This is a genomic window from Caulobacter sp. GW821-FHT11E11, assembly GCF_058808315.1.
Window position 1 is genome coordinate 364712 of the sequence record NZ_JBXARO010000007.1, and the last position, 13225, is coordinate 377936.

The 13225-nt window shown below is 66.7% G+C and carries 13 protein-coding genes; 8 read left to right on the top strand and 5 right to left on the bottom strand.

Annotation, left to right across the window (positions count from 1 at the left end):
* Positions 1 to 11 precede the first annotated feature (11 nt).
* Complete coding sequence (locus tag AC1RR5_RS19350) at positions 12 to 503, top strand: hypothetical protein (protein ID WP_492924035.1); 492 nt, start codon at positions 12 to 14, stop codon at positions 501 to 503.
* A gap of 21 nt (positions 504 to 524) precedes the next feature.
* A complete protein-coding gene (locus AC1RR5_RS19355) occupies positions 525 to 983 on the top strand; it encodes a hypothetical protein (RefSeq protein WP_492924037.1) in 459 nt (152 codons plus the stop codon).
* Positions 984 to 992: 9 nt separating this feature from the next.
* On the opposite strand, the gene AC1RR5_RS19360 is transcribed toward AC1RR5_RS19355, so the two are convergent.
* A complete protein-coding gene (locus AC1RR5_RS19360) occupies positions 993 to 1619 on the bottom strand; it encodes a glutathione S-transferase family protein (RefSeq protein ID WP_492924039.1) in 627 nt (208 codons plus the stop codon).
* 100 nt (positions 1620 to 1719) lie between these two features.
* Between AC1RR5_RS19360 and AC1RR5_RS19365 the strand changes: the two genes are divergently transcribed.
* From AC1RR5_RS19365 to AC1RR5_RS19380, 4 genes are all read left to right on the top strand, one after another.
* On the top strand, positions 1720 to 3054 hold the full coding sequence (locus tag AC1RR5_RS19365) for a spinster family MFS transporter (RefSeq protein WP_492924041.1): 1335 nt from the start codon (positions 1720 to 1722) through the stop codon (positions 3052 to 3054).
* A 107-nt stretch (positions 3055 to 3161) separates the two neighbouring features.
* The gene (locus AC1RR5_RS19370) at positions 3162 to 4664 is read left to right on the top strand and encodes a spinster family MFS transporter (RefSeq protein WP_492924043.1); all 1503 of its coding nucleotides are present in this window, start codon (positions 3162 to 3164) and stop codon (positions 4662 to 4664) included.
* Between the two features lie 54 nt (positions 4665 to 4718).
* Positions 4719 to 6029: an adenylosuccinate lyase gene (purB, locus tag AC1RR5_RS19375; protein WP_492924045.1), complete on the top strand. Its 1311-nt coding sequence runs from the start codon at positions 4719 to 4721 to the stop codon at positions 6027 to 6029.
* Positions 6026 to 6532: a DNA-deoxyinosine glycosylase gene (locus AC1RR5_RS19380; RefSeq protein ID WP_492924117.1), complete on the top strand. Its 507-nt coding sequence runs from the start codon at positions 6026 to 6028 to the stop codon at positions 6530 to 6532. Before purB ends, AC1RR5_RS19380 begins: the two co-directional genes overlap by 4 nt.
* On the opposite strand, the gene AC1RR5_RS19385 is transcribed toward AC1RR5_RS19380, so the two are convergent.
* Genes AC1RR5_RS19385 through AC1RR5_RS19395 form a run of 3 tightly spaced genes read right to left on the bottom strand, consistent with a single transcriptional unit; the run spans position 6507 to position 9482 of the window.
* Complete coding sequence (locus AC1RR5_RS19385; protein WP_492924047.1) at positions 6507 to 6944, bottom strand: cupin domain-containing protein; 438 nt, start codon at positions 6942 to 6944, stop codon at positions 6507 to 6509. The two genes, AC1RR5_RS19380 and AC1RR5_RS19385, sit on opposite strands and share 26 nt — an antisense overlap.
* 10 nt (positions 6945 to 6954) lie before the next feature.
* Positions 6955 to 8322, bottom strand: a complete 1368-nt coding sequence (locus tag AC1RR5_RS19390) for a Gfo/Idh/MocA family protein (RefSeq protein ID WP_492924049.1) — start codon at positions 8320 to 8322, stop codon at positions 6955 to 6957.
* Positions 8323 to 8333: 11 nt separating this feature from the next.
* Complete coding sequence (locus AC1RR5_RS19395; RefSeq protein WP_492924050.1) at positions 8334 to 9482, bottom strand: Gfo/Idh/MocA family protein; 1149 nt, start codon at positions 9480 to 9482, stop codon at positions 8334 to 8336.
* Between the two features lie 209 nt (positions 9483 to 9691).
* Between AC1RR5_RS19395 and AC1RR5_RS19400 the strand changes: the two genes are divergently transcribed.
* Positions 9692 to 11686 (top strand): M13 family metallopeptidase, encoded by a 1995-nt coding sequence (locus AC1RR5_RS19400; RefSeq protein WP_492924052.1) that lies wholly within the window; start codon positions 9692 to 9694, stop codon positions 11684 to 11686.
* A 61-nt stretch (positions 11687 to 11747) separates the two neighbouring features.
* Here the strand turns inward: AC1RR5_RS19400 and AC1RR5_RS19405 are convergent, their stop codons facing one another.
* A complete protein-coding gene (locus AC1RR5_RS19405; RefSeq protein WP_492924053.1) occupies positions 11748 to 12065 on the bottom strand; it encodes a DUF1476 domain-containing protein in 318 nt (105 codons plus the stop codon).
* A gap of 376 nt (positions 12066 to 12441) precedes the next feature.
* Here AC1RR5_RS19405 and purC point away from each other — a divergent pair, with 376 nt between their 5' ends.
* Positions 12442 to 13200 carry a phosphoribosylaminoimidazolesuccinocarboxamide synthase gene (gene purC / locus AC1RR5_RS19410; protein WP_492924055.1) on the top strand — a complete coding sequence of 253 codons (759 nt, stop codon included), beginning with the start codon at positions 12442 to 12444 and terminating at the stop codon, positions 13198 to 13200.
* Positions 13201 to 13225: the final 25 nt, after the last annotated feature.

Sequence of the window (13225 nt, forward strand, 5' to 3'; positions counted from 1 at the left end):
GCGAGGATCACATGCCACGTCTTATCGTTATCGGCCTGGCTGTCGGCGCCATGGCTCTTCCCGCCATGATGGCGCCGACCGACGCGAACGCCGCATCCTGTCGCAGCCGCAAGGCCACCGGCACCGTCATCGGCGGCCTGGGCGGCGCCCTGGTCGGCAACGCCATCTCCAAGGGCGGCGGCGGTCTTCTGATCGGCGGCGTCGGCGGCGCGCTGGTCGGCCGCGAGATCGGCAAGAGCGGCTGCCACCGCACGCGCACGGCCTATTACAGCTCCGGCTCAAGCTCGCGCGGCTATGCGCCGTCGCCCCAGGCTCAGCCGGTCCGTCAGGTCTATTACGACCACATGGGCAATCCGGTCGCCAGCGGCACGGTCCAGAACGGGACCTTCCAACAGGTGTCCAACACCGCCCCGTCCGGTGGCTCATGCCGTGACGCGACGATCTCCTATTACGACGACCGCGGCCGTCTGAGCTCGCGCAACGTCCAGATCTGCCCCCGCTAAGAAACAACGGAAATCCAGACGATGATCCGCAAGCCCGTGATGGCCGTTCTGGCCCTCGCTACCCTCGGCCTCGCCGCGTGCGAGAACGGCCATGACAGCATGGCCAATCCCAAGATCTGCGCCGACTTCAAGACCGCGCCCGGCGCCACGGCCGCGGCAGATCCGTCGATGCCGGTCGAAGAATGCACGCGTCGCTGGGCCTACAGCCTGGCCGGCTCGAAGGACAGCGCCGAGGTCGTGGCCGACGCCGTGGTCGCCGCCTGCGCCGCCCAACTTAGCAAGTGGAACCAGTCCGCGCTGGGCCAGTCCGCGGCCGGCAGCGGCGAGCAGGCGCTCAGCCTGACCACCGGCCAGCCGACCAACCCGCTGGCCGAGCACAGCGCCTTCGCCCAGGGCCGCGCCCTGCTCTACGTGGTCCAGGCTCGCGCCGGCCGCTGCAAGGCCCCACCGATCGAGAACGGCGCGCCGACGGGGCTCTAGACCCCCGAACTAGGCCTTGGCCGCCTGCTCCCACTCCAGGAACTCCGGAGTCTTTAGCAGGCGGTCGGCATAGGCCTGGGCCGGGCCGGCGTCGCCGTAGTCCGCCAGCTTGATCTCGTAGGTGCGGAAGCGCGTCGCCACCGGCGTCCAGAAGGCGTCGGCGATCGACCATTCGCCCAGCAGGAACGGGCCGCCCGAGCGCGCCAGCAGCTGGTTCCAGCGCTCGACGATCTTGCGCACGTCCTTCTGGGTGGCTTCGGAGATGTCCAGCTTGTGCGGCGCTGCGTCCAGCGCCATCGCGCACTCGCCGCGCAGCGCCTGGAAGCCCGAGTGCATCTCGGACGCCGTCGCGCGGGCCAGGGCGCGCAGGGCCGTGTCGGCCGGCCATAGCTTGGCGTCCGGGAACTTCTCAGCCAGGTATTCGCAGATCGCCAGCGAGTCCCAGACCACCAGGTCGCCGTCCTTCAGGGCCGGCGCCAGCTTGCTGGGCGAGATCTTGCCGATCTCGGCGGTCGTCACCTCGCCCTGGCGCAGCGCGACCTCGATCTCTTCGAATGCCGCGCCGGTGCGCTTGAGCGCCAGCCACGGGCGCAGCGACCAGCTGGACCAGGCCTTGGTGCCGATGACGAGTTCCATGACGCACTCTCCCCACGCGTAAATGCCGGATGGCCTTTCGGCTTACCCTGCGTCTAAGGTGGCCTCAACGATTAGAACAAATGTTTGAGGGAGAGAGTCCATGGCGGAAACCGCCACGCCGTCGCCCGTGATCGCGCCCGTATCAAGCGCCTATCGTCGTTACGCCCTCTGGGTCCTGCTGATCATCTACACCCTGAACTTCCTGGACCGACAGGTGGTCAATATCCTGGCCGAGCCGATCAAGCGCGACCTTAACCTGGCCGACTGGCAGCTGGGCATGATGACCGGCCTGGCTTTCGCCATCTTCTACACCGTGCTGGGCATCCCGATCGCCCGCATCGCCGAGACCAAGAACCGCCCCTACATCATCGGCGCGTCGGTGGCCGCCTGGAGCGCCTTCACGGTGCTGTGCGGCTTCACCCAGAACTTCTGGCAGCTGATCCTGATGCGGATCGGGGTGGGCGTCGGCGAGGCTGGCTGCACGCCGCCCGCCCACTCGCTGATCACCGACTATGTGCCCAAGGAAAAGCGGGCCAGCGCCATCGCCTTCTACTCGATCGGCACGCCGCTGGGCACGCTGGCCGGCATGGCCATGGGCGGGCTGATCGCCGACGCCTACGGTTGGCGCGCGGCCTTCATGGTCGCGGGCGCGCCGGGCGTGCTGTTCGCCCTGGTCGCCGCCTTCACCCTGGTCGAGCCGCGCAAGAAGCTGGCCGCCGAGATGGCTGCTCGCGCCAGTTCGCAGATCAGCTTCGCCGCCGCCCTGGCGGTGCTGGCGACCAAGAAGACCTTCTGGCTGGTGGCCCTGGCCGCCTCGATCAAGGCCTTCATCGGCTATGGCCACGCGCCGTTCACGGCCTCGTTCTTCTTCCGCAATCACGGACCGGAGCTGACGCAGTTGGCCGCGAACGTCGGCCTGAAGCCGGCGGGGTTCTTAGGGTTGGCCCTGGGCCTGATCGGCGGCACGGCAGGCGTCATCGGCGCCTGGCTGGGCGGGGTCTTCGCCGACCGCCTGGGGGCCAAGGACCTGCGGGCCTACGTCACCGTGCCGGCGATCGCCTCGGTGATCACCATCCCGATCTACATCACCGCCGTCAGCCTGGACGCGCCGATGACCGCCATCGGCCTGCTGGCCATCAACGCCCTGCTGGGCACGCTGTGGTACGGCCCCGTCTACGCCACGGCCCAGAGCATCGTCGATCCGGCCTTGCGGGCGACGGCCTCGGCCGTGCTGCTGCTGATCATCAACCTGATCGGCCTGGGCCTGGGTCCCGTCGCCGTGGGCCTGCTCAGCGACGTGCTGGCCGGCCACATGGGCCTGGGCGAAGCCCAAGGCGTGCGCTGGGCGCTGATCGTTTCCGCCACCTTAGGCTTTGCCGCGTTCGGCCTGTTCTGGGCGGCGCGGAACAGCATCCGGGAAGAGATGGTCGCCTGATTTGGCGGGCGCCGGAGGCTTGCGAAATAGCCTCTGGCGCTTTGGCTTCCGCTCCGTCACAGTCCCCTCAAAGAATTAGAACAAATGTTTGAAGGGAGAGAGTCAGTATGGCCGACGCGCGTGCGTCCGGCGGCGAACGGCCGCTTTATTCGAATGGCTACAAGGCGACGGTGCTGGGGCTGCTTCTGGCGACCTACACCTTCAACTTCATCGACCGGACGATCATCGCCACCATCGGCCAGGCCATCAAGGTCGACCTGAAGCTGACCGACACCCAGCTCGGCTTGCTGGGCGGCCTCTACTTCGCCCTGCTCTACACCATCCTTGGCATCCCGATCGCCCGCCTGGCCGAGCGATGGAACCGGGTGACCATCATCTCGGTGTCGCTGGTCGTCTGGTCAGGCTTCACCGCCCTGTGCGGCGCGGCCACCAGCTTTGCCCAACTGGCCCTGTTCCGCTTCGGCGTGGGCGTCGGCGAGGCCGGCTGCTCGCCGCCCAGCCACTCGCTGATCAGCGACTATTACGAGCCCAAGAAACGCGCCTCGGCCCTGTCGATCTATTCGTTCGGCATCCCGCTGGGCACCATGTTCGGCGCGGTCGCCGGCGGCTGGCTGGCCCAGGAGTTCAGCTGGCGCGTGGCCTTCGTCATCGTCGGCCTGCCCGGCATCATCCTGGCCCTGATCGTCAAGCTGGTGGTCAAGGAACCGCCACGCGGCCACTCCGAGATCGCCGAGCGCCCGCTCGAGGCCGAAAATCTGGTCGTCGAGCCCGCGCCCAAGCCGGCCTTCTCGCTGGCCAACGAGTTCTCCGAGCTGTGGGCGGTCTTCAAGATCCTGTTCTTCAAATGGCCCGTGCTGAACATGGTGCTGGGCGTGACCATCGCCTCGTTCGGCTCATACGGCTCGGGCGCCTTCGTACCGTCCTACTTCGTGCGCGCCTTCGGCCTGGGCCTGGCGCAGGTCGGCCTGATCACCGGCCTGATCGGCGGCTTCTCTGCGGGCGTCGGCACCCTGGTCGGCGGCTTCCTCAGCGACTGGGCCGGCAAGCGCAGCGTCAAATGGTACGCCTGGGTCCCGGCCATCGGCCTGATCATCTGCACGCCGATCTACATCCTCGCCTACCTGCAGAGCGAGTGGCAGGCGACGGCGATGATCCTGCTGATCCCCGGCATCTTCCACTACGTGTATCTGGCCCCGACGTTCGCCGTGGTCCAGAACTCGGTGGAGCCGCGTCGCCGGGCCACCGCCACGGCCCTGCTGTTCTTCTTCCTCAATCTGATCGCCTTGGGCGGCGGGCCGGTCTTCACCGGCTGGCTGATCGACCACTTGGCCCAGTACCACTTCAACGTCCCGGACGCGGGCGGCGTGATCCACAGCGTGCTGGCCTCGTTTGGTGTCGAAGGCGGCCAGAACTTCGCGGCGACCTGCCCCGGCGGCATCGCGCCCAAGAACTCGGCGCCCGAGCTGGCGGCGCAGTGCCGCTCGACCCTGGCCCTGTCCAGCCAGCAAGGCATCATCGTCTCGCTGTGCTTCTACGCCTGGGCCGGAGTCCACTACGCCCTGGCTGCGATCGGCATGGTCAAGCACATGAAGTCGCGTGAAGCCGCGTAAGTAATAAGCCTCTTCCCTTGACTCCGGGGGCGGTCGGGCCGAAACGGCCGCCCCATGATCAGCCGCTACGCCCGCCCCGAAGCCGCCGCCATCTGGTCCAGCCAGACCAAGTACAAGATCTGGTTCGAGATCGAGGCCCACGCCGCCGACGCCATGGCCGAGATCGGGACCATCCCGAAGCTCGCCGCCGAGACGATATGGGAAAAAGGCCGCGACGCGGTCTGGGACAGCGATCGCATCGACGAGATCGAGCGCGTCACCAAGCATGACGTCATCGCCTTCCTGACCCACGTGTCGGAGATCGTCGGTCCGGAAGCCCGCTTCCTGCACCAGGGCATGACCAGCAGCGACGTGCTGGACACCTGCTTCGCCGTGCAGCTGAGCAAGGCCACCGACCTGCTGCTGGAAGACGTCGACCTGGTTCTGGCCGCCCTGAAGCGCCGCGCGCTCGAGCACAAGATGACCGTCTGCGTCGGTCGCAGCCACGGCATCCACGCCGAGCCCCTGACCTTCGGCCTGAAGCTGGCCGGCTACTACGCCGAGTTCCAGCGCGCCAAGGAGCGCCTGGCCATGGCCAAATTCGAGATCGCCACCTGCGCGATCTCGGGCGCCGTCGGCACCTTCGCCAATGTCGATCCGCGCGTCGAACAGCACGTGGCCGACAAGATGGGCCTGGCCGTCGAGCCGGTCTCGACCCAGGTGATCCCGCGCGACCGCCACGCGGCCTATTTCGCCGCCCTGGGCGTCGTGGCCTCGTCGGTCGAGCGTCTGGCCACCGAGATCCGGCACCTGCAGCGTACCGAGGTGCTGGAAGCCGAAGAGCCGTTCGATCCGGGCCAGAAGGGCTCGTCGGCCATGCCGCACAAGCGCAACCCGATCCTGACCGAAAACCTGACGGGCCTGGCCCGCCTCGTCCGCTCGGCCGTGATCCCGGCGATGGAAAACGTCGCCCTCTGGCACGAGCGCGACATCAGCCACTCGTCGGTCGAGCGCGGCATCGGCCCCGACGCCACCATCCACCTCGACTTCGCCCTGCGCCGCCTGGCTGGCGTCATCGAGCGCTTCAACATCTATCCCGACAACATGGCCAAGAACCTGGACAAGCTGGGCGGCCTGGTCTTCTCGCAACGGGTCATGCTGGCCCTGACGCAAGAGGGCGTGTCGCGCGAGGACGCCTATGCCGCCGTGCAGGGCAACTCGATGAAGGTGTGGCGCGGCGAGGGTCGGTTCATCGACTTCCTCAAGGCTGACCCGGTGGTCTCCAAGGCCCTGACGGACGAAGTGCTCGAGGAGCTGTTCGACTACGGCTACCACACCAAGAACGTCGACGTGATCTTCAAGCGCGTCTTCGGGGAACAGGGCTGACCCGCAAGGCAGGCTTCCCGGCGGTCGTCGACGCGAATACCCGCGTCCTGATCCTGGGCAGCCTGCCGGGCGAGGCCTCGCTGGCGGTTCAGCAGTATTACGGCAATCCGAGGAATGCCTTCTGGCGGCTGATGGAGGGCGTGCTCGATACGCCCCTCGTTCCGCTGGACTATGAGGCGCGGCTGGCGGCGTTGCTGACCCACGGCGTCGGCCTGTGGGACGTGATCGCCGAGGCCGAGCGGCCCGGCAGCCTGGACGCGGCGATCCGCGATCCGGCGGCGAATGATCTTCTCCAACTTATCGAGACCCTGCCGGCGCTACGAGCCGTCGCCTTCAACGGCGGCACGGCGGCGAAGCTGGGCGGGAAGCTGATCGGCGAGCGCGCCCAGACGATCGCCCTGCCCTCCTCCAGCCCTGCCCACGCGGCACGGACATTCGCGCAGAAGGCTGAGGCCTGGAGCGCGCTGAAGCCCTTCCTCAGTGCGCCGGCGGTTTCCAGTTGATCACATGATAGACCGCGTCCGTGGTCCCCACGTTCTTCAAGGCATGCGGACTGTTGCTGGCGTTGAACACCACGCCACCCGGCCCGACCTTCTTCCACACCCCGCCCGACAGCACCTCGACCTCACCCTCGCGGATGATCACCAGCTCCTCGTTGGGATGGGTGTGGGGCGCGTGTGAGCTGAGCCCCGGCTTCAGGGTCGTGACGTGCATCTCCAGCTCATCCAGCGTCGCCGTCGGGCCGCGCGTGATCTGGGCATAGGCGCCGACGTCGGTGGGGTGGGACTTGATCTCGTCCCAACGCCAGACCGACGGGCCGAGCAGCGCCGGCTTGGGGGCCTGGGCGACGGCGACGCCGGCCAGGGTCACAGCCACCGCGCCAACGGCGATGGCGAGGTCTCGTTTCGTGATCATCGGCATCGTCCTAGAACGTGTACGGTTTGCGCTGCGGGCGGCTGAGCATGGCGTTGGCGGCGTCGTCGCCGATGAAGCGCTCGGCCTTCGGATCCCACTTCAGGCGGCGGCCGGTCTTCATGGCCGTGTGGTGCAGCAGGCAGGTGGTGCAGGCGCGGTGGCCGACCTCGGCCGAGGCCGATGGGGCCTTGCGGGTCTTGATCGAGTCCAGCCAGTCGCCGTGCTGCTCCTCGGACTTGCGCAGGTGGATCTCGTTAGCGCCGATCACACTGTCCAGAACCTTGGGATTGCTGGCGCTGAGGGCCGGGCTCGGCTTCTGGCCAAAGCTCGGGTCGCTGGAGGTGACCGCCGCATCGCGGGCGACGAAGATCCAGCCCTCGGTCCCGATAAACTTCACCCCGTTCGGGAAGTCGCCCGAGATGTCCATGGTCACGCCGTTGGCGTAGCGGGCGTGGGTCAGGAACTTGCCATGCACGTTCCACAGGCCACTGGTCGGGAACTCGGCCGAGCCCCAGATCTCGACGGGACCTGAGTGCTCCATGTCCATGCCCCAGTGGGCGGTGTCGACGTGGTGAGCGCCCCAGCCGGTGATCATGCCGGCGCCGAACTGCTCGCAGCGCAGCCAGCCCGGCCGGCTGAAGTCGGCCTGCGGATGGACCCGCATCTCGGTATAGTAGGCCTCGGGCGTCGAGCCCAGCCAGGCGTCGTAGTTCAGGTTGGCCGGGATCGGCTGCTGCGGCGCTTCGGGACCGGACGGGTCGCCCGGCAGGCCGACCTCGACATGCTTCAACTGGCCGATGCGGCCGTTGCGGACCAGCTCGCAGGCGCGGCGGAACTGCGGCCACGGCTTGTCCGAGCGCTGCTGCGAGCCGATCTGCAGGATGCGGCCGGTGGCGGCCACCGCGTCGGCCATGGTCCGCCCCTCGGCGATGGTCAGCGAGGCCGGCTTCTGCAGGTAGACGTCTTTGCCGGCCTTGACCGCGTGCACGGCCAGGATGGCGTGCTGGTGGTCGGGCGTGGCGATGATGACCGCGTCGATGTCCTTGACGGCCAGCAGCTCGTGATAGTCGGCATAGGTCCGGGCGCTGTCCCAGGCGCGGCCGTACTTCTTGGAGTAGGTCTCGTCGACCAACTGCTTACCCAGGGCCAGGCGCTTGGAGTCGAGGTCGCAGACCGCCAGGATCTGGGCGTGGTCGTATTTGAAGGTCTCGGCCATGTCGTGGCCACGGGCGATGCGGCCCACGCCGATGACGCCGATGTTGATGCGGTTGGACGGCGCGTTCTGGCCGAAGACCGTGGCCGGCACGATGGTCGGGAAGGCGATGCCGGCGGCCAGGACTTGTCTACGAGAAAGATTGGGACGGGTCAGCTTGCTCATCGTCATCTCCCTTAGGCCAGCACAGGCTTGGTGGCGTTCTTCTGGGCGGTCAGCACCAGTTCGGCGGCCAGCAGGGCCTGCTCCTGATCCTGGGCGACGGACGTGCGCTCGACGATGTCGGTGACGAACTGCGGCCCGAACGGCAGCTGGACCTGGCTGCAGTCGATGTAGCGGGCCTGCTTCTTGTCGACGATCAGCAGGTGGTTGGCGCCTGGCCGGCCCGTGGGATCGACGTACTTGCGCAGCTCGATATAGCCCTCGGTGCCGAGGATGAAGAGCCGCCCGTCGCCCCAGACGCCCAGGCCGTCGGGCGTGTACCAGTCCACCCGCACATAGCCCGTGCCGCCGTCGCCCACGGCGGTCAGGTCGCCGAAGTCCTCGAACTTCGGGTGGTCGGTGTTGGCGATGTTGCCGGTCTGGCTGGCCACGACCTTGGCGGTCTTGCTGCCGGTGTAGAACAGGAACTGGTCGGCCTGGTGCGAGCCGATGTCGGTGAGGATGCCGCCATAGCGGGCCTTGTCCCAGAACCAGTCCGGGCGGCCCTGGCCGATGCGGTGCGGGGCCAGGTTCACCGTCTGGACGACCTTGCCGATCGCGCCGGCCTGAACGAGCTCGCCAGCCTTGATCGCCGACGGCACTTCCAGCCGTTCGGAGTACATGATCGCGTACTTGCGGCCGGTCTTCTTCACCGCCGCGCGGACCTGGGCCAGCTGCGCCAGGGTGATGATGCCGGGCTTGTCGGCCAGATAGTCCTTGCCCGCGGCCATGACCTTCAGGCCCAGCGGCGTACGCTGGTCGGGGATGGGCGCGGCGGCGACCAGCTGGACCGACTTGTCATTGAGGATCTGGTCGATGCTGGCGGCGACCGGCACGTCGCCATGCTGCTTCTTGAAGTCGGCGAGCTGCTTGGCGTCGTTGTTATAGGCGTAGACCCACACGCACTCGCCGCCGCCCCGCTTCACGGCCGCGGTCATGCTCATGATGTGGTAGTGATCCAGGCCGATCACCGCGAACTTGATCTTGTGCTTGGCCGTCAGGGCTGGCCCCGGCGCGGCGACCTCCTGGGCGATGGCCGCGGCGTTGGCCCCATTGGCGGCCAAGGCCGCGCCACCCAGTCCCGCCGCCATCAGCACCGCTCGGCGACTTGCGAGATCGTTCATCGGTTTCCTCCACGCGCCAGCTTGCCTGACCACTTGTTGGCAGAGATCAGACCACCAAAACGCGACCGATAAAATCCCCTTTTAGGTCGTAGTCGCCCAACCCGTGGTCGCGCCGTCGGCTTCGTTTCACATTACGGGAAATTCATCTGCGCTGGGCCCGCGCATGGGGCAGCATCACCACCATCTTGAGGGGCATTGGGATCCTACACATGCGCATCTTCCTGCTGGCCGCCGTTTCGGTGGCCGCGATCTCCGGCTCGGCCTTCGCCGCCGATAAGCCGATGTACGGCGCGTGGGGCGTCGACCTGACGGCCCGCGACACCGCCGTGAAACCGGGCGACGACTTCAACAAGTTCGCCAATGGCGCCTGGGAAAAGAAGACGACCATCCCGGCCGACCAAGCCTCGGCCGGCGTCGGCTACGACGTCTACAACCGCTCGCAGGACCAGCTGCGCACCCTGATCGAGACGGCCGACGCCTCGACCCCGATCGGCGGCCTGTACAAGAGCTTCACCGACGAGGCCAAGGTCGAGCAGGTCGACGACACGCCGCTGAAGGTCGACCTGGCCGCCGTGGCCGCCGTCTCGTCCAAGGCCGAGCTGGCCAAGAGCCTGGGCGCGGCCCATGGCGGCTTCGGCCCGGACCTGTTCTCGCTGGACATCTATCCGGACGCCAAGAACCCCGAGCTCAACACCCTCTATATCGGCCAATCGGGCCTGGGCCTGCCCGACCGCGACTACTACCTGACCGACGGCTTCAAGCCGCAGCTGGCGGCCTACACGGCCTTCGCCGAGCGGGCGCTGAAGATGGCCGGCTACCCCGACCCGGCCAAGTCGGCCGCCGACGTCGTGGCCTTCGAGACCGCCATCGCCAAGGTCAGCTGGGCCGTCGCCGAGCGCCGCGACATCGACAAGATCTACAACCCCGTCACCCTGGACGAGCTAAAGGCCTATGCGCCCGAGGTTCCGTGGACGGACTACCTGGCCGCCGCCGGGATCACCGGCCGCAACCAGCTGGTGCTGGGCGAAAAGACCGCCGTCCGTGACATCGCCAAGCTGTTCGCCAGCACGCCGCTGGAGACCTTGAAGGCCTGGCGCGTCGTGCAGGGCGTGCAGGAGATGTCGCCGTACCTGTCCAAGCGCTTCGTCGACAGCCGCTTTGAATATATCAAGGTGCTGAGCGGCCAGACCCAGCTGCGTCCGCGCTGGAAGCGCGGCGTGCAGCTGGTCGACGGCAGCCTGGGCGAGTTGGTCGGTCAGGCCTATGTCGCCAAGTACTTCCCGCCCTCGTCCAAGGCCCAGATGGTCGAGTTGATCGCCAACCTGAAGGTGGCGATGGCCGAGCGCATCCAGAAGGCCCCTTGGATGGCCCCGGCCACCAAGCAGGCGGCGCTGAGCAAGCTGTCGAAGATGAAGGTCATGGTCGGCTATCCCGACAAGTGGCGCGACTATTCGGGCCTGAAGCTCGACGCCAACGACCTGTACGGCAACGTCCGTCGCAGCGGCGCCTTCGAGTGGGCCTACACCCTGGGCGACCTGGGCAAGCCGGTCGACAGCGGCAAGTGGGTCATGACCCCGCAGACCGTGAACGCCTACAACGGTGGGCTGGAGAACAAGATCGTGTTCCCCGCCGGCATCCTGCAGGCCCCCTACTTCGATCCGGCGGCGGATGCGGCGGTGAACTACGGTGCGATCGGCGCGGTGATCGGCCACGAGATCAGCCACGGCTTCGACGACCAGGGCCGCAAGATCGACGACACCGGCAAGCTGCGGGACTGGTGGACCGCCGAGGACGCCAAACGCTTCGAGGCCCAGGCCGCGGTGCTGGGCGGCCAGTACGGGACCTACGAGCCCGTGCCGGGCATGAAGATCAATCCGGCCCTGACCATGGGCGAGAACATCGCCGACCTGGCCGGCCTGCAGGTGGCCTATGACGCCTATCACGCCTCGCTGAAGGGCAAGCCCGCCCCGACGATCGACGGCATGACCGGCGACCAGCGCTTCTTCCTGGCCTTCGCCCAGAGCTGGCAGGACAAGTCGCGCGACGATTCGCTGAAGCAGCAGATGGCGTCCGACCCGCACGCGCCGTCGAACTTCCGGGTCATCGGCCCGACGCGCAATGTCGACGCCTGGTACGCGGCCTTCGGCGTGAAAGCCGGCGACAAGTTCTACCTGCCGCCGGAGAAGCGCTCGCGGATCTGGTAGGGACCAAAGAAAAGGGCCGCTCTTTCGAGCGGCCCTTATTCGTTCGGCTTAAGCGAGAAACTTACTCGCCGGCCTTCAGCTGTTCACGGGCCACGGCCAGCAGTTCAGCCATCTTCATGCGGACCTCGCCTTCCGACGCGGCGACGCCCGAACCCTTCAGGTCTTCGAAGACCTTGCGGAACACGTCCTCGTCGCCGGGCTGTTCGAAGTCGGACTTCACCACGGCGCGAGCATATTCCTCGACCGTCGCCAGGCCCATCAGGCCAGCCGCCCATTCGCCCAGCAGGCGGTTGCGACGGGCGGTCGCCTTGAATTCCAGTTCGTTGTCGTGCGCGAACTTGCGTTCGAAAGCCTGCTCGCGTTCGTCGAAGGTGGTCATGAAGGCCCCAAAGTCGCCAGCCTGTCGCGGCCAGATGAATTCATCCGGCCGCGACAGGCCATATTTCTAAACATTTTGAGCATGATGGTCGCCGAAACCGGCGTCCACTTTCAGCTATCACGCTCTTAAGCCGGCTGCATATCTCGTGGCGGTCTCCACCGCAATCGGCGGATAAGCCGCAGGCGACGTTTCCGGTCTCAGCATAGACTAAAACAACCCACCTTTGTTTGCGCGGCCGCGCTCATTCGGGTAGGTTCCATAAGATATTTTTTAGTGAGCGGCCTTGAGTCGAATGCCGTGCGCAGCTATCCGCCGCGCGCGCTTTTCGTTTTCTTCGGTGGGGCGCACGCTTTCCAGAAGGGCCTCGACGAGAGCCATGACGACCCGTCGCAAGAAGATCTACGAAGGCAAGGCCAAGATCTTGTACGAGGGGCCCGAGCCCGGCACCCTGATCCAGTACTTCAAGGACGACGCAACGGCCTTCAACGCCCAGAAGAAGGCCATCCTGGAAGGCAAGGGCGTCATCAACAACCGCATCAGCGAGTACATCATGACTCGCCTGAACGGGATCGGCGTCCAGAACCACTTCATCCGCCGCCTGAACCTGCGCGAGCAGTTGATCAAGGAAGTCGAGATCGTCCCGCTCGAGGTCGTGGTGCGCAACATCGCCGCCGGCTCGATCGCCACGCGCCTGGGCCTGACCGAGGGTCAGCCCCTGCCCCGCTCGATCATCGAGTTCTACTACAAGGACGACAAGCTGGGCGACCCGATGGTCTCCGAGGAGCACATCACCGCGTTCAACTGGGCCGCGACCCAGGAGATCGACGACATGATGGCTACCGCCCTGCGGGTGAACGACTATCTGTCGGGCCTGTTCAGCGCCGTCGGCATCACCCTGGTGGACTTCAAGATCGAGTTCGGCCGCATCTACGAGGGTGACTTCTCGCGGATCATCCTGGCCGACGAGATCAGCCCCGACAGCTGCCGCCTGTGGGACTCGGTCACCAGCGAGAAGCTGGACAAGGACCGCTTCCGCCGCGACCTGGGCAATGTCATCGAGAGCTATACCGAGGTGGCCCGCCGCCTGGGGATCATGAAGGAAATGCCGACCGTCATCCAAGGCGGCGTGCACTAAGCCCTTCATCTGGAAGAAGCGCGAA